The following is a 21,395-nucleotide window of genomic DNA, read 5'->3' as shown; positions in this document are numbered from 1 at the left end:
GTGACGGACGATGCAAAGCAAAAACTGTGCGCGGATATATTGGAATCCCTGCGCATGGTTATCGATCCTGAACTTGGAGAAAACCTGGTCGATCTGGGACTTATTTACTCAATCGAAATTGATGGCAACGCCGGGGCACGCATCGAAATGACCACCACGACCAAGGGATGCCCGGCAGCCGGCTACTTGAGGGATGCGGTGCATTCCGCGGTGGAAGCTGTGCCCACGGTTTCGCACGCCGAGGTCGCTTTGACCTATGATCCGCAATGGTCCCCAGACCTGATTCACGACACGATAAGGCATAAGTTCGCCGGAAGCGCATGGAGAAAGCATTGACGAGCACACATCCCACAGGTCATCGCTCGATCGTCATCGACGGAACGACACTTCCCGAAATGCTGAATGAAGAGATGATCCGTGCAGTAGTTCACGGATTCTATGATTCCATTCGTGACGACGACCTCATCGGTCCAATCTTCAACAACGCCATTCCGCCGAAAGCTTGGCCGCCGCATCTTGAGAAGATGTGCGATTTCTGGTCGTCAACGCTGTTGCGCACCGGTCGTTACGGCGGTCGCCCGCTGCCACCTCACCTTATTATACCCGATCTGGGTGAAGCCCATTTCAGGCGCTGGCTTTTCCTTTTCCACCAAACTGTCACCCGGCTTTGCCCGCCCGAGGTTGTCAAGCTATTCATGGATCGCGCTTTGCGCATCGCGCAATCATTCCGGCTCGCGATTGCCTTCAATCGCGGTGAAAGCACCGTGACCGTTGCGCCAATCACGATTGAAAGCCTGTCGGACCCACACGCAATTGGAAGTCCGAAATGCGGCTGACAAGCTTCTCGGATTACGCGCTCAGGATGTTGATGCTTGCAGCATCAGCCGAGGGGCGACTAATCACCATTGAAGAGGCCGCGCGGACCTTCCACGTTTCGAAAACACACCTCAACAAAGTTGCAAACGTGCTGACCCGTGCGGGCTTCCTCAAAGCGGTGCGCGGGCGCTCTGGAGGACTGACGCTCGGCAAGCCCGCTGACGCAATCCGCATCGGCGACGTACTGCGCATCACCGAACCTGATTTCGCTTTGGTAGAGTGTTTTACAACAGGCAATCAGTGCGTGATCGCACAGAATTGCAAACTATCGAAATTGTTGTCTGACGCGCTGATGGCGTTCCGCAACCTGCTTGATGAACATACACTTGCAGACATCACGCTTTCGCAGCCGGATTTTCTTCTGCCCGCTGAGCGAAACGGAGCGTATCGACAGCTCGGCTTTTCTGATTGAGACGGCCCTTTCAGATGTTGTCGCGCGCAGTGCCTTCCGCGAGAACCGACAAGCGCGACGGCTCGACCACGGTTACCTGCTGACGTCCGCTTTTAACCAGACCCTTTTCCTCCCATCCGGTTAGCAGCCTGCTGACCGTGTGCAATGTAGTACCCGTCATCTCCGCAATGTCCTGACGCGAGATCGGAAAGTCGATCGTGATGCCGTCATTGGTCTGCTTTCCCGACTGTTTGATGAGTCGTAACAGGCAATGTGCGACGCGTTGCTCGACCTGCTCGGTCGCCATTTCTACGACCTGTGCCTGAATGTCGCTAAGGCGCGAGCCTACCGTCCGATAGGTATTCATCCCAAAGCTCGGGTAAGCGGTGGCGAATTCCGGCCACAGCTTGCCGGGCCAAGCCAGCACGACGCAATCCACAACGGCGATTGCGCTTGCGGGATATGTTGTACGGCCAAGCGCTTGGGCAATGCCTAGCAATTCGCCCGGAACAATGTAACGAACGACCACCTGCTGCCCATCCGGCGTCGATTTAACCACCTGGACGCGACCGTCCAGCAGCACGAAAAACGAGTGAGCGTCGCTATCCTGGTCGAAAATTGCCTGATCTTTCGTCACGCGCAACGACGAAGCACTTTGCAGAATTGCATCCAGGCTTGAATCATCAAGACCCTGAAATGCTGGCAATCCGGCGATAAGAGAGCGGTCGAGCCGATGCATTTTTAAACGCTCCTTCCGATCTCTGCTCGGTGCAAAATGAACGGCGTTGTTCTGTCACAGATGCAACCTTTTTCGCAAGACCGCATGACGCCGCGCAAATCTCGATTCTCTTTGCGTTTGCTCAAAGTAGCAGGCCGTCCAGCCGCCTAAAAGCGCCTCAAATGTCTATGATTATTTAGAAAAGAAAGACAATATCAATGAGATACGGATTTAGTGTTGCAGCAGCGATAGCTGCGCTTCTAATCGCGGGCGCAGCGAATGCTGCCGATCATCAGGTGCAAATGCTCAACAAAGGAGAGAAAGGCGCGATGGTGTTCCAGCCGGATTATGTCGTAGCAGCGCCCGGCGATACCGTGACTTTCGTGCCGACGGACAAATCGCACGATGTGGCAAGTATCAAGGACATGATCCCGGAAGGCGCTCAACCATTCAAAGGTAAGCTGAATGAAGCGATCACAGTCACATTGCAGCAAGAAGGCGTCTATGGTGTGAAGTGCTCGCCGCACTACGGAATGGGCATGGTTGCCTTGATCGTCGTTGGCAAGCCAGTCAATCTCGAACAGGCAAAGGCGGTCAAGCAAACCGGCAAGGCCAAGAAGGTTTTCGCAGAACTGCTTGAACAGGTTCCCACGAACTGACCTTTACGTGCCAATCGCAATATTCCGGCTGTAACGAAGTTCGTCTGCCGGACCGATGATTGAGGAATCGAAATGGCTGTGCCGCGCACGAAGCCGGGAAATTATCCTGCTATCCTGTCTTATGGCTTCAGACCCTTCTTCCTTGGGGGCGCGCTATTTAGCGCGCTCGCCATTCTGTTCTGGATACCCCTGCTCTACGGCTATCTCGATACGGAAAGCCTGTTTCCACCTGTCGATTGGCACATTCATGAGATGCTTTTCGGCTATCTGGCCGCCATCATTACCGGTTTCCTTCTAACCGCGATTCCTAATTGGACTGGACGATTGCCGGTTCAGGGAATGCCACTTCTTGTGCTGTTCCTCATCTGGCTCGCAGGCAGATTTGCGGTATTTTTCTCCACCGACATCGGTTGGATCGCAGCCGCCGTAATCGACTGCCTATTCCTCCTAGCCGTAGCCGCCGCCGCCGCCACGGAGATCATTGCGGGAAAGAACTGGCGAAACCTCAAAGTGCTGATCCCGGTTTCAGTCCTTCTGGGCGCAAACATTCTTTTTCATGTAGAGGTGCACAGGTTTGGTGCATCCGACGTCAGCCGTCGCCTCGCAATCGCTGCTGCAATCACACTGATCATGATCATCGGCGGTCGCATCATCCCGAGTTTCACCCGCAACTGGCTCGTGCGCGAAAATCCCGGTCGCCTTCCAGAACCCTTCGCACGACTGGACACAGGCATAATCGCCATTTCGGCGCTGTCATTGGCGTCATGGACGTTCTTTCCGCACCATGCGGTGACAGGAATATTGATGATTGTTGCGGGCATTGCGAATGCCGTCAGGCTCGCCCGCTGGGCCGGCGACCGCACGTTTCGTGACCCGCTCGTGCTGGTGCTTCACGCCGCGTTCCTGTTCGTTCCGCTAGGCTTCGTCCTCGCAGGCACGGCCGCGATATTTCCAGATTACGTTCCTGTTGCTGCTGGCATACACGCCTTCGGCGTGGGGGCCATCGGCTCCATGACACTGGCGGTCATGGCTCGCGCAACGCTCGGCCACACCGGCTATGAGTTGCGCTCCTCCCCGGCAATGTCTGCAATGTTTGTAGGCATGCTGGCGGCAGGGGTAATACGCATTTTCGCAGCCTTCTTTCCAGCATCCGCCGCACTACTGCATGGATCGGCGTGCCTATGGTCGCTGTCGTTCCTGGCATACGTCGCTCTATTCGGCGGCAAATTATTGAAACCCCGTCGGCGAAATTGAAGCCGGCGTCTGCCCTATCCGGCTGGTTGCAACATTGCGTTGAGCTTTGCGAAGAAGGTTAACTTTTCGCGCACCAGCCTTATTCCAAGATTGTCCGGTGCCATGCCAGCCGCACAGCCTCCACTTTTTCCGCTGCGAATGAAGAACGACATATAGGCGCGGTGCTTTCCGCTGGCGACGCGTACTCCGCAGTTTTTAACACCCTTGCCGAGCTTGCCATCCGGCTCGACGCTAGCTCGCGAATAGCAGGTCGATGTCCAATCCCATACGTTGGCGGACATGTCGGCCACACCTTTGCTGTTCACACCGAAGTACCCCAGTGGCTTAACCTCTGAGTCAGGTGCGCTATTCGCAGCCTCGTTGCGATAGCGCGCGAGCCAGCGCGCAGCGGGGTTGGCACCGTCGTCCTCTGCAACGCCGAGCGCCTGCTCCTGATAGCGTTCTGCCGCGGCATAGGTCCACTCCTCGTCTGTGGGCAGCCGCCAATACTCGCCTGTTTGCTTTGACAACCACTTCGCATAGTCAGTTGCATCCGCGAAATCGACACCAGTGACAGGTCGATCGTCGCTCAAGAAAATGCCGTCCGCCTGCTTGCAGATGTTCTGGGCAACGCAAAGCGCATAGTCAGCGACGCTGACTTGATACTTCATCATGTCGAAGCTGCGCTTGAAATCCAGTTCTCTTACAGGCGCGTCCACCACGCGCTCTCCGGCTAGATACTCGCCAGGAAGTGCGTAGCTCAAAACGCCCGGTTCGATGACAACAATCTCCGGTGATGTTACGGGAGCAGGTGCGATTTCGACGCGACCATTAAAGGCGAGAGCACCCGCGATCGCCAGTACGGCAGCGGCCGAGCTTGCCAGAAGTGTTGAGTGGGTTTTCATTGCATGATCCTCGAAACAAAAGCGGCCCGCCAGAGTCCGGCAGGCCGCGAAACGAAAGGCATATCAAAAGCCTAATTCGTCTGGCTTGGTCCGGGCGCAGAGACCTGAGTCATCAAATCGTTGTCCCATTCCCCATCGACCACAAAGTGTGCAGTCGCGCCGAGTTCTGCTGCCTCAATGAGATTATGGTTGACATAGGCGTAGAGGCCAGGCTGCCGGAATGTATAGAACGCCGCACCAGCGGAACCCCCACGAATGAACCAGGTTTCCAGATCTCGAGCCGGCGCATTGGCAAACTTGCCCTGTTCCCAGACGTAATCGCCGTGGCCGCCGATCAAGTGCGGACGTGTGTCGCGATTAGCCTGTGAATGAACAATCAGTACCTTTTCGCCTACCTTTGACTTAAGCGCGTTGTCACCAGTCAGGGCACCAACCTTACCGTTGAACACGACATGCGTCGGTATCAGCCCACGCATCGCCTTAAGCGTTTCGTCATAGCTCTCGCCGAGCGAATCATACTTTTTGAAGTTTCCTTGCTCATCGCGAGGAACGTAAAAATCGCTCTCGCCTATATAGAAGATGCGATCATAGGTTAGTAGCTTGCCTTCGTGATCCTTCAGGCCATCGCGCGGCAAAACCATGATCGTCCCGCTCATACCGGACACCACGTGCCAAGGGATCATGCCATCGGGCGCACAGTGATAAACAAAAGTTCCGGTTCGCGTAGCTTTGAAGCGCAATATTACTTGTTCGCCCGGGTTTACATGTGTCAGCGCACCACCGCCCAGCGCGCCGGTCGCTGCGTGAAAATCGATGTTATGCGCCATCTCGTTGGTTTCAGGATTCACCAGCGTCAGTTCGACGTAATCGTTCTGGTGCACCACCATCATCGGCGCAGGGATCGAACCATTATATGTCATGGCTTGCAGAGTCGTGCCGTCCTTATCGATGATGACGGGCTGCTCTTTAATGGTCAATTTGAACTCAATCAGCTTCGGCCCGCCGGTCGCCACCTGTTCGTGTTCATGTACGAATGGTGGACTAAGCAGGTCGATCTTCTTGCGCGGCAAAGCCGCGACCTCAGTTGCTGAGATGGCTTTTACAGGTAGTGTTGCGATAACTGCTGCGCCAGCCACTCCAAACAGCGTTTCGCGTCGCGTAAACATTTCAGCTTTCCTTCGTCTCTTACAACTTATGGAAGCCCTTTTAGTGCGAAATACTCCGGCCTTCTTTGTGATGAGACAAACTCCGTAAGCGATGAATGGAAGGCTGCGCGTTTTGCATCACTGCGGCGGCAAGGGCAGACTGGCCAATCCGCTGCTCCCAAAAGTTTGGCGGGTTCTTCCCCGCTTCACAGCGCTGCCGCGTTTATCTCTAGCCCGCCGCCAGTTGCTTGATCGTGCTGATCAGCGCTGGCTCGTATGGGATGCCCTCAAGCCTGCGCGTCCTCTCATTTTCAGCGCTTGCCTCGCCGGGCATGCGGGCTGAAGCAAAGCCTTCCGCTGGAAGGCAGCCTTGGACCGTTTCGATCAGTATGCACATGCGTGCGTCATATTCTTCGCGCGGGATAAAGAGATCTGGCCGCATCAGGATAAAAAAGTGACCTACATCTTGCGGCTTGTTGTCTTCTCCGTACTGGTTGCCAACGGAGCCCGCAAAGCCAGCTCCCGACATCAAGCCCGCCAATATATCGACCATTATCGCGAGCCCTGCGCCCTTGTGTCCTCCGACAGGCAACACGACACCGGCCAGTGCGGCAGCAGGATCTGTGGTCGGGCGGCCTTCCGAGTCCAGCGCGTAACCCAACGGGATTGCCGTCTTGTTTCGCAGCGCGGCGCGTATTTTGCCTCGCGCTGCGACTGCGGGCGACATATCCAGGATGAAGGGATCGGCATTTGCATTAGGTGCGCCAAATGCAAGCGGATTTGTTCCGAATATCGGGGTTCGCCCGCCCCAAGGCGGCATTGTTGGCGAAGCGTTGGAAAAGACAAAGCAGACAAACCCGGCGTTGACAGCCTGCTGGACATAGGTCGCAGCCATTCCGAAATGATTGCTTGCATGCACCGAAACCAGCGCAACGCCGTGCTGGGTCGCGATGTTAATCGCAAGTTCGGTTGCCTTGGTTGCCGCAACAAAGCCGAAGCCATTCTGCGCATCCAGGGATGCCGCAACCGATCCGACCATTCGTGGTTCGAGGACGGGCGCGGGGTTTATTAGCCCTCGCCTCAGGCGATCGATGTAGCCCGGAAGCCGCACCACGCCGTGCGTTTCAACGCCGCGGAGATCCGCATGAACGAGGCAATTGGCAATAATTTCACTGTCGTGCTGCGGCACGGCATGACGTTGAAGCGCAGCACTCGCCAGCGCAGCCATGTCATCAGCCGCGATGCGCTGGATTGTTTCTGAATCGGGAGCCATCAGTTTTCCTGGAAGTACCCCGAAGCCATTTTCAGAAGCTGCTCCGTTTCATCAGCAGACAAGCCACCGAACGCACAGTTTGCACGGAACTTGGAAAGCACCTCCGCATCGGTGAGCGGTTCTTTCGCGCCGCCACGCATATGCCCCTTGCGATATTCCAGCACGCGTCCGTCTTTCAGCGTCGCGATGATCGTGCCGGTGAAGTTGCGCGGATATTCGTCATGCGGGTCGATCTCGTAAGAAACCTTTGCCGCGAGCGCCCTTGTGCGCGGGTCCCGCACTCGATCCTCGGTGAACTGCATGAGCCCCGCGGCGCGATCCAGAAAGCCTACCGCAACACAATATGGCGTTGAAAACTTCGCGGCATATCCGTTCGGCGGATTTTGCTTGAGCGCGAGTGGCTCCCAGAGCCGATGCACCGTGCCTTCGCCCACGCGGCAGACAAGCTTTTCGATTTCTTCAGCTTTGACGCCCGTATCTGCCAACTGAATCGCGCAATCGACAAAAGGCTGGGTCATTGTCCCGCAGGCATATGGCTTGAACGCCATCTGCTCCATCAACCAGCGCGTGCCTATGCCTTCAAACGCATGCGAAAAATCGGGCACACGCGAGGGCGCGAACGCCTTGAAGAAACCATGACTTCCTTCAAGCACAGTGGCCGGGCCTATGAATCCCCCTTCCGCCAGCAGCGCAGCGCGGATACCAGCCTGCGCGGCGGCGCCAGCGTGGAGGCGCTTTGTCCAGCTTCCGTCTGCAAGATATTCGATGATGCCAGATGCCAGACTACCCGCGGTGCCAAGCGCATTTACAACGCGATTTTCATCCAGACCGAGCGCCACACTTGCGCCGCCTGCAGCGGCAAGCGCTCCGATGACCGCCGTCGGGTGAAAGCCAGCCTTATGAATCGCCTGCGGGGCGACGAGACTGAGCCTGCACATAAGCTCGCAGCCGATGACGATGCCGCGCACTATGGCTTCGGGCTCGATCGCCCTGGCTTGCGAGAGCGCCAATATCGCAGGAACCACCACCGCGCCAGCGTGAACCGGACCACCTTCAAACGTGTCGTCAAAATCCTCGCCATGCGCCGCGGTGCCATTGATAGTCGCCGCATCATAGATATTGAAGCGACGCGCATGGCCGAATGCCGTGGCGGACCCTTCGCCTGCCGCGGAATGCAGAACAGCTTTGACATAGTTCGTATTGCGCGCAGCGACGGCCAGCCCGATGACATCGACGACCAGTCGCCACGCGACGTGGTGCGCCGCATCGGACGGCGACGCGTGCAGAAGTGCGCGTGCTACCATCTGGGCGATTGGAGGCTCGCTACCGAATTGCGCTGTCATATGCTGGTTTCCTTCGGTGCGGCTTTACGCTTGGATTTTGCGCTGTCGGCGAACTCGCTCCACAGCGAATAGAGAATGAATGCGAGCGATGCGAGCAGCAGCCCGACGGCAATCGGGTCTTGCAGGAAAATGCGATGATCGCCGGCCGACAACACCAGCGAGCGGCGATAAGACGATTCCACCATGTGACCCAGTACGACGCCGAGGATGAGTGGCAGAAAGGGATAGCCCGCACGCCTCATCAGATAGCCCAGCAGGCCCATGCCGAGCACGAAGCCGATGTGGAACAGGCTGTGGTCGAGCGTATAAATTCCCGACATGATTAGCGCGAGAATATAGGCCGCGAGGTATGGACGGGGACGGTTCACCAGCCAAACGCAGGCGGGCAGAAGAATGATGCCAAACAGAAGCTGTCCGACGATGGCGATAAACGAGCCGAAGTAGAGCCCCGTCACAACCTCCGCATTCTGCTCAAACAGACGAGGACCGGGCAGCAGCCCGTGAATCAGAAATCCGCCGAGCAAAACGGCTGTCGAGTTGGAACTTGGAATACCGAATGACAGCAAGGGAATAAGCGTCGTGCTCGCAACTGTGTTGTTTGCTGTTTCCGGCGCGGCAACACCTTCCGGCGAGCCCTTTCCGAACTTCTCCGGCGTTTTCGACCAGCGCCGGGCTTCATTGTAAGATAGAAAAGCTGCGATAGAACCGCCACCACCTGGAGTAAGCCCTTCAAACAGACCCATGATACCGCCGATTGCCTGCGAACGCTTGAGGCGCTTCATCATGTCGAAACTGGGCAGGCGAATGCGGATTTTTTCTTTCAACCCGTTCAGTTCCGGCGCGCCGGACTGGATCATGAGCTCACTCAGGGCAAAGACGCCAATCATCACCAGGACGGGCTCGATGCCACCCAGCAGTTCTGGAACGCCGAAGGTGAAGCGATTGATGCCCGCAATCGGGTCCGCGCCGACCGTGGCGATCATCATGCCGACAATGGCGGCAGCCAATCCCTTGACCAACGAACCGCTACTCATCGAAGCAATGACGCTCAGGCCGAGAATGCCCAGGCCGAAATAGGATGTCGGCCTGAACGACAGGGCCAGCCATGATAGCGGCTCTGTCATCGTGACCAGCATCAATAAGCCAAAAAGTGAGCCAAGGAAGCCGGACCAAAGCGAGATGCCAAGCGCCTCACCGGCCTTGCCCTGTCGTCTCATCTCATAGCCGTCGATGACCGTTGCTGCGGCTGAATTGGTGCCCGGCGTGCGGATCAGAATTGCAGGAATAGAACCACCATATTCAGCGCCGATATAGACAGAGGCCAGCATCACGATGGCAACCACTGGTTCCATCGTGTAGGTAAATGGCAGCAGCAGCGCCATCGTGATCGAAGCCGAAATTCCAGGCAGCGCGCCGCCAAGAATTCCCCACACCAGCCCTATGAGCGCAGCTGGAATGAGCCAGGTCGTGGTCGAAAGCGTCCAGATCGTTGCAAAATCCATCGAACGGCGTTCCTAGAAAATCATGCCTGAAGGCTGCCCAACGCCGAGCAACACATCGAAGATGAGCCAGAAGAGAACGCCGCCGAACACTGCCGCCACAGGGATGCGCCAATCACGCGCCGCACCTTCGTACAAGGCGATCGTCGCAATCATCAGGGTAATCGCGACTGGATAGCCGAGGATCGGCAGCAGCACGATGTAGCCCACCCCAATCAGCACGAATCCTATTGCGCGCGGCAAAGTAGATTCGTGGTCCACCGGTTCATCATCGTCAACGGCTGCGTCGGCTCGCTGGATTCTCGCGGCCATAAGACCCCGCGCAATGATCACCAGCGCAAGGAAACCCAGAATGACCGATAGTATGTTTGGCAAGCCTCTCGCACCGAATGCGTCGTCCAGCACACTGTGAGGAATCTGCTGTGCAGACCAGAAATAGGCCGCGTCGAAAACCAGCAGCACGATACCGCTTATGGTGTCCTTATTCATCCGAGCTGCCTCTGGAGGCGCGGGCGGCTGGAAAGCCACCCGCTTGTTGGTTTCACTGAATCACGCCGGACTGTTTGAGAAACGCAGCGGTCTTGTCCACGAAATCGTTCACGAAGGCCGGATATTTGGCGTGGTCGATGAAGTTCGGCACAAGGCTCTCAGCCTGATAGACCTTCTGATATTCGGGGTCCGCCAAAACCGCCTGCGTTGCCTTATCCCAGATTGCGCCGATGTCGTCTGGCAGGCCCTTCGGCGCGGCCAGCCCGCGGAACTTCTGAAGCACGACATCGTAGCCGCTTTCTTTCACCGTCGGCACGTCGGGGTAATCCTTCATGCGTTCAGGATTGAAGGTGGCCAGCAGCCTGATCTGCTTTCCCTCAAGTTGAGAACGAAGTTCCTGCACCTCGCCAACGCCGATATCCAGCGTGCCGTTCAGGACGTTGATCATCATGTCGCCGCCGCCTTCGTGCGTTACAACAGCGGCATTGACACCTGCTGCGGCTTTAAGCTGTTCGGCCGCCTGACGCTCCAATGATGCAGGGTTTGCAGCGCCCCATTTGCCCATTCCTTCTTTCGCCTTGGCAATCACGTCCTGCAAGGAATTGTAGGGACTGTTGGCGGCTGTGTAGATCACCTCCGAGTCGGTGAAAAAATTCACCACTGGTTGCAGTGAGTCATATTTATATTCCGGTGCGCTAAGCAGCGACGTGTAGATGTAGGTCGGGGTCGTCGCGTAGAAGATGCTGCCATCGGCTGGAGACTGCGCCATACGCGCCATCGCCTTCGCGCCGCTGCCGCCTTGAACATTTTCGACCACAAAGGTCGCCTTGATCTGCTTGCCCAGATATTTGCTCAGTTCGCGCAGAAACACGTCGCTGCCGCCGCCCGGGCTTGAATGGGTTACGAGCGTCACAACATCATGGGGATAGTCGACTGGGTCTGCCAGGCTTGCGGTGGACGAGGCGAAGCTCAGCGCCAATCCCACCCCGATCACATGGATCATTCGCATTTCAATTCCTCCCGATATGCCCAGCCGCGTTCAGCCGCGTGCCGTGCGTGTTTCCTCACCTCTTTCAAATAGTCGCTGCCCCTCAGCCTCTTCTGAACGGACACGGCTCAAAAGCCGAACCCTTCCCTGCTCCACATGGTCGTAGCAGGCGGCAGCGGCCGCGTTGGCATCGCGCGCCTCAATGGCGCGCACGATTGCCTCGTGCTCTTTGTGCGAAAGCGAAAGCGTGTCGCCATACATCAGGTTGCGTGCTCGAAAGAGACGCAGCCTCTTGACCAGCATCCGATATTGTGACGCCAGCGTGCGATTACCCGCTGCGTCCACAATCAGTTCGTGAAACTCAAAATTGAGCGGCGCGTAGTCCTCGAAAACATGAGCTTCCGCTGCCGTTTCCATATCCTTGTGCAATTTCAGAAGCCGGCTAATGTCCGCATCCGTCGCGCGCTGTGCCATTGAACGCCCCGCCTCACCGAAGAGCGCAGCGCGCACTTCATAGACTTCCAGGGCTTCGGCCAGATCGATCTTGCGAACATAGGCGCCGCGATTGGTTTGGACCTCAACAAGCCCAACTGAATCGAGCGCGCGCACAGCCTCGCGCACAGGGCTGCGGCTTACACCGAAACGCTCAGCCAATTCCGTTTCAGGAACGCGCTCGCCGATAGCCAGCTCGCCGTTCAAAATCATCGCCTCGATTTCCTTCGCAATCGCGCCAGCGAGCGAAGTGTTCTGAATGAGCCTGAATGTATCTCGTATATCGGCCATGCTATAAGGCGTATTTTGTCATCATAATATTGTCAACAATATTCTAAACGGCTATGGATGAATCTGAGATAAGGTTGGCAAAAGGCGGCATACTGCCGATAAAAACAGGAGGTCGCTGATGAGCAGACAAGAGCTTGAAGGGCGCGTTGCGCTGGTGACAGGCGCATCACGCAATATAGGCCGCGCCATCGCGGTGGCTCTTGGCGAGGCAGGCGCTTCTGTATTGGTTCATGCTGGCCGAGATGCAGTTGCGGCGGAGGAGACAGCCCGGCTGGTTCGTGCGACCGGCGCCAAGGCAGCAGTTCAGCTTAGCGACATGGCGAGCATGGAAGGCCCATCCGTTGCAGTCGATGCCGCGCTCTCGACGTTCGGTAGGCTGGACATCGTGGTCGCCAATGCGGCAATCCGTCCAGAGGCTTCAATCGACACGGTGTCTTTCGAAGATTGGCGTCGTGTGATGGCGATAGGGCTCGACAGCGCCTTCCTGCTCGTGAAAGCAGCGTTGCCTGCACTGCGCAAAAGCGATCAGGCATCGATCGTATTGATTGGGGGGCTTACGGGTACGACCGGTGCGAAGGAACGCATTCATGTCGTGACCGCCAAGGCGGGCCTTATGGGATTTGGCAAGGCACTAGCGCATGATCTCGGCCCGGATGGTATCACCGTAAACACTATCTCGCCGGGCCTTATCGAAACAAAGCGAACGGGGCCGGAGCCTGTCCATCACGCGAACCGAAGCAACCCGCTTGGCCGTCGCGGCACGCCGGACGAAATCGCCGCAGCAGTGTGCATGTTTGTGGGGCCGAATGCGCGTTACATCACCGGACAGACGTTGCATGTGAACGGCGGCGCGCTGATGGCTTAGTTGGCGGCAAGCTGCAAATGTCCGCCCTTTGGTATCGAAGCAATACTGCGGTAGTCGTTCTGACATTGGTTGCGGCCAGTGGCACGGGCTATCTGTTCCGAACATTGCACATGCCGATGGCCTATATTCTGGGCTCAATGGTTGGGGCCGCGCTCGTCGCCAATTTGATTGCGCCGATGCCGGGTGGCAAAAAAATGCGCCGCTTCAGTCAGCTTTTCGTCGGCGCGTCGGTTGGCGCGGTGATGAACACGCAAGTGCTGGAAGCAATCTACGGCCTGTTCCCAATGATGTTGATGATGGCCGTCGCAGCCAATTTGATCGGCGTCGCGCTGGTTCTGCCGCTATCGCGATTGGCGCATCTCGACCGCGTGACAGCTCTGATGTCCTGCCTTCCTGCGGGCATGGCCGAAATGGCCACACTCGCGCATGAAGTGAAGGCAGATGAGCAAAGCGTTGCAATTATCCACACGCTGCGCGTGCTAACCGTACTGACGATGGTCCCGCTTTGGCTGATTTTAACAGGCCATCCGATTTCAAACCGGATAAGCGCCACCACCACGCTCACGATGCATGATGCCGTTTTTCTGGCACTGCTTATCCTGGCTTCACTATTAATCGCGGTCGTGGCTACGCGTATGCGCGTTATCAACGCCTTCGTCGTCGTGCCAACGCTGATGTCGGTCGCCCTCGTCGCTTTCGGGCTACGCATTCCCACCCTGCCGTCCGCGATCATCATCGCGGCGCAGATCGGCATCGGCGCTTCAATTGGGTTGAGATTTCGCTTCGATCGAATGCGGAAATTACCGCGCACGGTGATTGGTGGACTCATCGCGAGCATTGTTCTCGTATCAACGTCCATCTTTGGGCTCGGATATTTGATCGAGACCTATGGGGGGATGGATCATCTGTCTGCGCTTTTGTCCGCAGCGCCGGGTGGACTTGCAGAAATGATTGCGACTGCGGATGCGCTCGGCGTCGCAGCAGCGCTTGTTGCAGCCTTTCAGCTCACGAGATCCGTTTTTACGAATATCGTTATTGCACCAATTGTTCGCTGGGTTGTGACGCCGAAGGTATAGGCTTCAAGCCGCGAGCTTTGCCCCCAGCCGCACGGCTGCTTCCAAGGCGCCCGTGTTGGCGACGCCCTTGCCGACAATGTCAAAAGCAGTGCCGTGCGCAGGTGTGGTGAACACGATTTCAAGACCGGCGGTTACAGTGACGCCGCGATTGAAGCCTTTCAACTTCGTCGCGATTTGCCCCTGATCATGGTACATCGCCAGCACTCCGTCATACTCCCCGGCGAATACCTTGAGATAAATCGTGTCGGAAGGAAACGGGCCCTTGCAGCCAAAACCTTCAGCCGCCATGCGCTCCACAAGCGGTCGGATAAGTTCGATTTCTTCCATGCCGAACAGGCCGTTTTCACCCGCATGGGGGTTGAGCGCGCAGACCGCAAGCCGTGGCTTTGCGATGCCTGCTTTCTTCATGGTCGCATCTGCCAGCACTATCGCCTCAGCGATGGATTCCTCCGAGATGAGATCCAGCGCCTCGCGCAGCGATACATGACCCGTTACGCGTGACATCCATTGTCCGTCCAGCACATTCATTTCGCTGAAATGCGTTTCGTGACCCAGCAGATGCGCAAACATCTTGTGCTCGTCGGGAAATTTCCAGCCGCCATCAAACATCGCCCGTTTGTTGAGCGGAGCGAAAGTGATTGCGTCGACCTCGCTGGCTTTGGCGAAATCGATTGCGCGCGAAAGTGTTTCGCCGGTCAGATAGCCAGATTCAGCGTTCACCACAGCCGGCGCGAATCGCGACGGATCAGTGTTGCCGAGATCGATGATCGGCACACTTTCCCTCGACCAATCAACCGCGCCGGGCCGCTTATATTGCGTTGTCTCGAACTCTACGCCCGCCTGTTGTTTGCCGAGTTCAATCACGCGCGCATCGCCCACGATCACCAGCCGCGCCGCATCCCGAAGACGTCCATCGCTAAGCACGCGCGCAACCTGTTCGGGACCTATGCCGGTGCAATCGCCCGGCGTGATTGCGATGACGGGCAGATTCATATTCATGTCGCTATCCTATGCGAGCAGCGCCGCTGCGACGGCCTTGCCGCTCGCAATCGTGTTTGCGTTTCCACCGAGGTCGGCTGTACGCGAGGCGGGGTCGGCGGCCACAACCTCGATGGCCGATACAATCGCCGCCGCGGCATCGCGATGGCCAAGATGGTCGAGCATCATCGCTCCCGCCCATATTTGCCCGATGGGGTTGGCTATACCTTTGCCTGCAATGTCAGGCGCGGATCCATGAACCGGTTCGAACAACGAAGGGAATTTGCGTTCAGGATTGATGTTTCCCGACGGCGCGATGCCGATAGTGCCTGTGCAGGCCGGCCCCAGATCGGAAAGAATATCGCCGAACAGATTGGATGCGACCACCACATCAAAGCGATCCGGATTCAGCACGAAATGCGCGCACAGAATATCGATATGATATTTGTCCCAGCGCACCTCTGGATAGGCCGCCGCCATCTGTTCCACGCGCTCATCCCAATAGGGCATGGTGATGGAGATGCCATTCGATTTGGTCGCCGAGGTCACGTGCTTCGCCTCGCGCCGCATCGCAAGCTCGAATGCGTAGCGTAGAACACGGTCAACGCCGATGCGGCTCATCACCGTTTCCTGGACGACGATTTCACGCTCGGTGCCTGAATAGATCTTTCCGCCGATGGACGAATATTCGCCCTCAGTGTTTTCACGGACCACGTAAAAATCGATATCACCCGGCTCGCGTCCGGCCAGCGGTGAACGCACACCGGGCATCAGGCGAACAGGACGCAGATTCACATACTGGTCGAATTCGCGCCGAAACTGGAGAAGCGAGCCCCACAGCGAAATGTGATCCGGCACCTTATCGGGCCAGCCGACCGCACCGAAATAAATCGCGTCATGACCGCCGATCTTTGACTTCCAATCATCCGGCAGCATCTTTCCGTGCTTGGCGTAGTAGTCGCAGGAGGAGAAATCGAATTCGTCAAACTCAAACGCGAGATCGAAGCGTTCAGCCGCCGCTTTCAAAACACGAATACCTTCCGGAACAACCTCGGTGCCGATCCCGTCGCCCGCGATCACGGCAATGCGTAAAGCATTCTTGGCCATAGGTTTCTCCCAATAGCTTCAAACCATCTCTCAATGACTGTTGACCTCAAAACTGTCAATGATAAATTGTCAACAATTTACAAAATGAAAGTGATAGACGGGAGACTGAAATGTCTGAGAAAACTGCCGGTGAACCCAATCGCACGCTCATGACGGGCTTTCGATATGAGACAGTCGCGACAAAGGGCGCTCAGATCAATGTGGCTATCGGTGGCGAGGGTCCGCCTCTGCTTTTGATCCACGGCAATCCGCTTACACATGTAAGCTGGCACCGGATCGCGCCAAGCCTTGCAAAGCGCTACACTGTCATCGCACCGGACCTGCGCGGTTACGGCGACAGCTCGAAGCCGGATGGCGGAGAAGACCACGCCGCTTATTCTTTCCGCGCCATGGGGCAAGACAATTTCGAGGTCATGACTCACTTCGGGTTCGACCGCTTTCAGGTGGCGGGTCATGATCGCGGCGCGCGTGTCGCGTTCCGTATGGCGCTGGATCAACCGCAGCGAATTGAACGGCTGGTAGCGCTCGACATCATCCCAACCTACAATCTTCTCTCAAACATCACTCTGGGCTGGGGACTGGAGAGCTATCACTGGTTCTTCATGGCCCAGAAAGCGCCTTTCCCTGAAAAACTGATCTGCGGCGATCTGGATTATTACATCAATTACAAGCTGAACAAAAAGGGCGTTGGCCTCTCCATTTTCGCGCCGGAAGCCTTTGCGGAATATGCGCGCTGTACCACGCCGGAGCAGATTCACGCAGTGTGCGAGGATTATCGTGCGACCGTTACACTGGACCTAGCCTTCGATAAGACTGACCGCGAAGCTGGTCGCAAAATCGAATGTCCGGTCCTCGCACTATGGGGCTCGAACAGCCATGTCGGACGCCACCTCAAGCCCATTGAGGCGTGGAGCCAATGGACAGACGATCTGCAAGGCTTCGACATTCCGACCGGTCACTACCCCGCCGAACAGCGCCCCGATCTTGTACTCGCCGCGTTGGAGGATTTCTTCGGTGGGCGCAAGGTGCAAGCGGCGAGCGCCGCTTGATGCCGGGCGCCATCACGGCAGCAGACGCAAAGACCAGAGTTCACGGGTCTGGTGAGGTCGCCTTGCTTGATGTTCGTGAGCACGGCCAGTTCGGCGAGGGGCATCCATTTCTGGCTGTCCCCTGCCCGTTCAGCACGCTGGAATTTGCAATCGGCGATCTGGTGCCACGCGTGAGCGTATCGATCATTCTTATCGACTCCGGCGACGGCATTGCGGAACGTTGCGCTGCGATCCTCACGAGGTTGGGCTACACCAATGTCTCGTGGATCATTGATGGCGTACATGGGTGGGCCGCTGCAGGTTTCACGCTTTTCAAGGGCGTCAATCTGCCAAGCAAAACGCTCGGTGAATTGCTCGAACATGAATGGCATGTGCCATCGATTGATGTCGAAACGCTTGATGAATGGCGATCTACCCGCACGGTCAATCTGTTCGACGGTCGCCCTGCCCAGGAGTTTCGAAAGGCTTCCATTCCTGGTGCGCGATCCCTACCCAACGGCGAGCTTCCTCATCGGTTTGGCAAGGTATCGGCAGGCAGCACCGCCCCCGTAATCGTCCACTGCGCAGGTCGAACACGCAGTATAGTCGGCGCGGCAGGGCTTGCGCTGGCAGGGGTTGGGAACCCCATATTCGCGCTTGAGAATGGCACACAGGGATGGACGCTATCCGGTCGCAAACTCGCGCTCCAAAACAAGCCGGAGGCATTGCCCGAACTGGACGCCGTTGATTTGGAACGCAGCCGTGCCAGTGCGCGAGCGATCTGCAGCCGATATGAAATTCCGCTAATCACGCGCAACGAAATCACTGCTCTCGCCAGCGATTCAGATCGTACGCTCTACCTACTCGATGTGCGTTCTGCGGAAGAATTTGCTGCCGGCACTTCACCCAATGCACGTAGCGCACCCTGCGTGCAGATAGTGCAGGCAACCGACCAATGGGTTGGCGTGCGGCGCGCTCGTATTGCGCTCACCTGCGACACCGGTCTTAGAAGCGCTATTGCGGCAACGTTCCTGCAGGCGCTCGGCTATGACGTCTACGTCGTTCCAGACGCACAGCCAGGTGCGAAACCCAACGAAGGGCCGAAGCTCAATTCCATCCTGGCCGATGTAAGCGCGCGCGAAGCTATGAACGCCGTCAAAGGTGGAGCCATTCTGCTCGACGCGCGCAACTCCATCGTCTATCGGGCGGGCCATCTCGATGGCGCGTGCTGGTGCATCCGCCCGCGCCTGCCTGACATGCAACTGCCAATTGATGCCGCTATTTTTGTCGCTGGCGAAACGCCGCAGGCCAAGCTGATTGCCGATGACCTCGTTGAGGCAGGGTACACAGATGTTCGTCTCCTCACCGGAAGTCTCTCGGAGTGGGCATCACAAGGTTTGCCGATTGTTCAAACTCCCAAGGAGCCTGACGATGCGTCGGCCATAGATTTCCTCTTTTTTGTCCATGATCGTCACGATGGAAATATGGAATCTGCCAAGCGGTATCTTGAGTGGGAAATGGGTCTTGTCGCACAACTCGACCCCGCCGAGCGAAACGAATATCGCATCGGCCCAAGCCCGTTTGCGCGTTAGCCTAGGCCGCGGACTTAAGCTTCATCGCGTCAAGAATACCGCGTGTCATGTCGGCCGTTCCGCCCGTGCCGCGTATATCCTTGGTGCGTGTCGCAGGATTGGCCAAAGCCGCTGCAATCGCCGCATCCATGATACGCGAAGCCTCAACCGCCTGCGCGATCTCGCGATTATGTCCTAGCCATTCTATGAGCATTCGCGCGGATTCGATCATTGCGTAGGGATTCGCAATTCCCTTGCCTGCAATGTCGGGTGCAGATCCATGCGTCGCCTGCGCCATCGCAATCGCGCCCTCGCCGATGCACAGGCCGGGCGCCATGCCCAGCCCACCGACAAGGCCAGCGGCTTCATCGGTCAGGATGTCACCGAACATATTGGTCGTGACCACAACATCAAAACTTTGCGGATCACGAATGAGCCGCATCGCCATCGTGTCAACGATCACCTCGTTCACCGCGACATCGGGAAACTCCTTCGCGACGCGATAACATTCCTCGACAAACATGCCGCAGCCCAGCTTGAAAACCGTGTTCTTGTGCACGACCGTCAGGCGCTTCTTGCGCTGCTGCGCAATTTCGAAGGCAGCGCGCGCAACGCGTGACGAGCCCAGACGCGAGATCACACGTACGGAAATGGTCATGTCCTCGGTTGGGCGAAATTCTCCCGAACCCGCGACAACATTGCGATCAGGCTGAAAGCCCTCATTGTTTTCGCGCACAATCACGAGGTCGATGTCGTCGTAAATCGCGCCCAATCCGGGAAACGAGCGCGTGGGACGCACATTGGCGAACAGATTGAAGCGCTTGCGCAAGATTGGATGCGGATTGATCGCGCCAGCAACCTTCGGATAAGCCTGATGGCCGATGGGCCCGAGAATGAACCCATCCATTTTCTGAAGCGCTTCAATTGTGCCTTCAGGAAAAGTGGAGCCGTGCGTGTCCAGCGCCGTGCGGCCAAGCGGCATGGGTCGCCAGTCGATGTTAAGGCCGGTTTGCGCGGCAGCAGCTTTGACGACTTCAACTGCTGCCGGGACAATTTCCAGGCCGATATCGTCGCCGTTCAAAATACCTATTGTCAGATGCGCGGACATCGAACCCTCACTTCTTGCGCGAGGCGCGTGCAACGATTCCGACATCGCCCAGATCAGCAACTTTCCAGGCGGTATCGATGAGTTTCCTCGTCGCCTTCTCGCCAAGAATTGGGTCTGACTGCCGGGTGAACTTCTCGGTAATGGCCTCGTCGGACAATGGCTTGTGCAGACTGCCGATTGCGTGTTCGACATGCAGCTTCTCGACCGCTCCATCCTCGAATGTCACGGTGATGTGCACGGCATCTTCATGCACGCTCGCATCGGCCTTGGCGTTGACCTTGTCGCGTAGTGCGATGATTGCCTTGTTGCGCACAGCTTCATCGGTGAACGCGGTAGGCGAGCCGTCGCCGCGGAGCAGAGCAGTTGCGGCCGAGTGATAGACACTGAACTTGCCTTCCAGGCCGGTGCGCGGCGTCCTCTTTCCCGTCAGCTCAAGCACGAGCGGATGTGTTGTCAGTTCAACCGACTTTATCTGCTTCACACGACTGCCGAGCTTTTCCTTCAGCTGCTGGCAGCCGTCGATGGTTGGGTGGATGACTATCCCACAGGCATAGGGCTTATAGGTGTTGAGACCGGCTTCCCAGACCTCGCCAAGCTTGCCGAGAATCTCGTTGTAGTCCTGTTTTGTCGAAAGCACATTTGCGAACCCACGCGGAGCTTCGATGCCGCGCTCCGAACTGTCATAGTTGGCCTTGGCGAGAAACGCGGCCATAGCGCCGTTTTGTGCCGCGCGCCCCGGATGGAAGCTCTTGGTCATCGTTCCGAACATTTCGCGCAGCCCCGAGGACTGCGTTGCGGCAAGACCAAATGCCCAGGTCATCTGCTGCTTGTTCAGCTTGAGGAGCTTCCCAACCGCTGCCGCAGCGCCAAAAACGCCGGCAGTGCCGGTTATGTGCCAACCACGATCATAGTGGTCTGGATAGACCGAGTTCGCGATCCGGCATTCCACCTCAACACCGGCGATAAGCGCTGTGATGAAATCCTTGCCCCTTATGCCGCGCTCCTCAGCCACCGCCAACAGCGCCGACGCAACCGGACCCGCGGGGTGCACGATGGTCTTCAAATGCGTGTCGTCATAGTCCAGCACGTGCGATGAAATGCCGTTTATAAGCGCAGCATGCAGTTCATCGAGACGTTCCTTCCGACCGATGACGGACGCTCTTTTCGGACCAGTGAAGAGCAGCGCAACGGCCAATGCGCGGTCAACCGTCTCGTGATCGGAGCCACCAACGGCGCAGCCCAGCCAATTGACGAAGGTACGCACGCCCTCTGCGCGAACGGACGCAGGTATATCCTTGAACTTCATTCCGACGGTCCATGCCGCCAATTGCTGGGTTACGGCGGTCTCGCTCATTTGCTC

At 57.2% G+C, this 21,395-nt stretch carries 22 protein-coding genes; 9 read left to right on the top strand and 13 right to left on the bottom strand.

Translation table 11 applies throughout. The annotated features are described in order from the left end of the window. The 3 genes from DY251_RS01210 to DY251_RS01200 are packed head-to-tail and all read left to right on the top strand — an operon-like array spanning position 1 to position 1,288. Positions 1-336, top strand: coding sequence for a metal-sulfur cluster assembly factor (locus DY251_RS01210; protein ID WP_116622280.1), 336 nt, complete (start codon positions 1-3; stop codon positions 334-336). Then, positions 333-836, top strand: a complete 504-nt coding sequence (locus DY251_RS01205; RefSeq protein ID WP_245415807.1) for a group III truncated hemoglobin — start codon at positions 333-335, stop codon at positions 834-836. Before DY251_RS01210 ends, DY251_RS01205 begins: the two co-directional genes overlap by 4 nt. Further along, positions 827-1,288: an RrF2 family transcriptional regulator gene (locus DY251_RS01200; RefSeq protein ID WP_116622009.1), complete on the top strand. Its 462-nt coding sequence runs from the start codon at positions 827-829 to the stop codon at positions 1,286-1,288. Before DY251_RS01205 ends, DY251_RS01200 begins: the two co-directional genes overlap by 10 nt. Before the next feature lie 10 nt (positions 1,289-1,298). Here the strand turns inward: DY251_RS01200 and DY251_RS01195 are convergent, their stop codons facing one another. Beyond that, on the bottom strand, positions 1,299-2,006 hold the full coding sequence (locus tag DY251_RS01195; RefSeq protein ID WP_116622008.1) for a Crp/Fnr family transcriptional regulator: 708 nt from the start codon (positions 2,004-2,006) through the stop codon (positions 1,299-1,301). Between the two features lie 197 nt (positions 2,007-2,203). On the opposite strand from DY251_RS01195, the gene DY251_RS01190 reads away from it, so the two are divergent. Beyond that, complete coding sequence (locus DY251_RS01190) at positions 2,204-2,644, top strand: pseudoazurin (protein ID WP_116622007.1); 441 nt, start codon at positions 2,204-2,206, stop codon at positions 2,642-2,644. A 72-nt stretch (positions 2,645-2,716) separates the two neighbouring features. Next, entirely contained in the window at positions 2,717-3,898 is a 1,182-nt protein-coding gene (locus tag DY251_RS01185; protein WP_116622006.1) for an NnrS family protein, read from the top strand. Positions 3,899-3,912: 14 nt separating this feature from the next. On the opposite strand, the gene DY251_RS01180 is transcribed toward DY251_RS01185, so the two are convergent. From DY251_RS01180 to DY251_RS01145, 8 genes are all read right to left on the bottom strand, one after another. Next, a complete protein-coding gene (locus tag DY251_RS01180) occupies positions 3,913-4,782 on the bottom strand; it encodes an SUMF1/EgtB/PvdO family nonheme iron enzyme (protein WP_116622005.1) in 870 nt (289 codons plus the stop codon). A 71-nt stretch (positions 4,783-4,853) separates the two neighbouring features. Then, positions 4,854-5,948 carry a copper-containing nitrite reductase gene (nirK, locus tag DY251_RS01175; protein WP_116622004.1) on the bottom strand — a complete coding sequence of 365 codons (1,095 nt, stop codon included), beginning with the start codon at positions 5,946-5,948 and terminating at the stop codon, positions 4,854-4,856. Between the two features lie 208 nt (positions 5,949-6,156). Next, positions 6,157-7,200 (bottom strand): Ldh family oxidoreductase, encoded by a 1,044-nt coding sequence (locus tag DY251_RS01170; protein ID WP_116622003.1) that lies wholly within the window; start codon positions 7,198-7,200, stop codon positions 6,157-6,159. Next, the gene (locus DY251_RS01165) at positions 7,200-8,543 is read right to left on the bottom strand and encodes an MmgE/PrpD family protein (RefSeq protein ID WP_116622002.1); all 1,344 of its coding nucleotides are present in this window, start codon (positions 8,541-8,543) and stop codon (positions 7,200-7,202) included. Before DY251_RS01165 ends, DY251_RS01170 begins: the two co-directional genes overlap by 1 nt. Next, positions 8,540-10,045 (bottom strand): tripartite tricarboxylate transporter permease, encoded by a 1,506-nt coding sequence (locus tag DY251_RS01160; protein WP_116622001.1) that lies wholly within the window; start codon positions 10,043-10,045, stop codon positions 8,540-8,542. Before DY251_RS01160 ends, DY251_RS01165 begins: the two co-directional genes overlap by 4 nt. A gap of 12 nt (positions 10,046-10,057) precedes the next feature. Next, positions 10,058-10,531 carry a tripartite tricarboxylate transporter TctB family protein gene (locus DY251_RS01155; RefSeq protein WP_116622000.1) on the bottom strand — a complete coding sequence of 158 codons (474 nt, stop codon included), beginning with the start codon at positions 10,529-10,531 and terminating at the stop codon, positions 10,058-10,060. 52 nt (positions 10,532-10,583) lie between these two features. After that, the gene (locus tag DY251_RS01150) at positions 10,584-11,540 is read right to left on the bottom strand and encodes a tripartite tricarboxylate transporter substrate binding protein (protein ID WP_116621999.1); all 957 of its coding nucleotides are present in this window, start codon (positions 11,538-11,540) and stop codon (positions 10,584-10,586) included. A gap of 30 nt (positions 11,541-11,570) precedes the next feature. Further along, the gene (locus DY251_RS01145) at positions 11,571-12,302 is read right to left on the bottom strand and encodes an FCD domain-containing protein (RefSeq protein WP_116621998.1); all 732 of its coding nucleotides are present in this window, start codon (positions 12,300-12,302) and stop codon (positions 11,571-11,573) included. A gap of 118 nt (positions 12,303-12,420) precedes the next feature. Here DY251_RS01145 and DY251_RS01140 point away from each other — a divergent pair, with 118 nt between their 5' ends. After that, positions 12,421-13,167 carry an SDR family NAD(P)-dependent oxidoreductase gene (locus DY251_RS01140; protein ID WP_116621997.1) on the top strand — a complete coding sequence of 249 codons (747 nt, stop codon included), beginning with the start codon at positions 12,421-12,423 and terminating at the stop codon, positions 13,165-13,167. Between the two features lie 17 nt (positions 13,168-13,184). Beyond that, positions 13,185-14,243: an AbrB family transcriptional regulator gene (locus tag DY251_RS01135; RefSeq protein ID WP_116621996.1), complete on the top strand. Its 1,059-nt coding sequence runs from the start codon at positions 13,185-13,187 to the stop codon at positions 14,241-14,243. Between the two features lie 3 nt (positions 14,244-14,246). Here the strand turns inward: DY251_RS01135 and DY251_RS01130 are convergent, their stop codons facing one another. Together DY251_RS01130 and DY251_RS01125 are read right to left on the bottom strand one after the other, a co-directional pair. Then, positions 14,247-15,242 (bottom strand): PdxA family dehydrogenase, encoded by a 996-nt coding sequence (locus tag DY251_RS01130; RefSeq protein WP_116621995.1) that lies wholly within the window; start codon positions 15,240-15,242, stop codon positions 14,247-14,249. 9 nt (positions 15,243-15,251) lie between these two features. Continuing rightward, the gene (locus tag DY251_RS01125; protein ID WP_116621994.1) at positions 15,252-16,328 is read right to left on the bottom strand and encodes a tartrate dehydrogenase; all 1,077 of its coding nucleotides are present in this window, start codon (positions 16,326-16,328) and stop codon (positions 15,252-15,254) included. Between the two features lie 110 nt (positions 16,329-16,438). Here DY251_RS01125 and DY251_RS01120 point away from each other — a divergent pair, with 110 nt between their 5' ends. Then, entirely contained in the window at positions 16,439-17,377 is a 939-nt protein-coding gene (locus DY251_RS01120) for an alpha/beta fold hydrolase (protein ID WP_116621993.1), read from the top strand. Then, a complete protein-coding gene (locus tag DY251_RS01115; RefSeq protein ID WP_158553206.1) occupies positions 17,377-18,948 on the top strand; it encodes a rhodanese-like domain-containing protein in 1,572 nt (523 codons plus the stop codon). Before DY251_RS01120 ends, DY251_RS01115 begins: the two co-directional genes overlap by 1 nt. A gap of 1 nt (position 18,949) precedes the next feature. Here DY251_RS01115 and DY251_RS01110 read toward each other — a convergent pair whose 3' ends face one another. Further along, positions 18,950-20,035 (bottom strand): isocitrate/isopropylmalate dehydrogenase family protein, encoded by a 1,086-nt coding sequence (locus DY251_RS01110; protein WP_116621991.1) that lies wholly within the window; start codon positions 20,033-20,035, stop codon positions 18,950-18,952. A gap of 7 nt (positions 20,036-20,042) precedes the next feature. After that, positions 20,043-21,389, bottom strand: coding sequence for an MmgE/PrpD family protein (locus DY251_RS01105; protein WP_116621990.1), 1,347 nt, complete (start codon positions 21,387-21,389; stop codon positions 20,043-20,045). Positions 21,390-21,395 lie beyond the last annotated feature (6 nt).

It is taken from the genome of Mesorhizobium denitrificans (genome assembly GCF_003403035.1).
Taxonomy (GTDB): domain Bacteria; phylum Pseudomonadota; class Alphaproteobacteria; order Rhizobiales; family Rhizobiaceae; genus Mesorhizobium_G; species Mesorhizobium_G denitrificans.
This window is presented reverse-complemented; position numbering and strand designations above follow the sequence as displayed.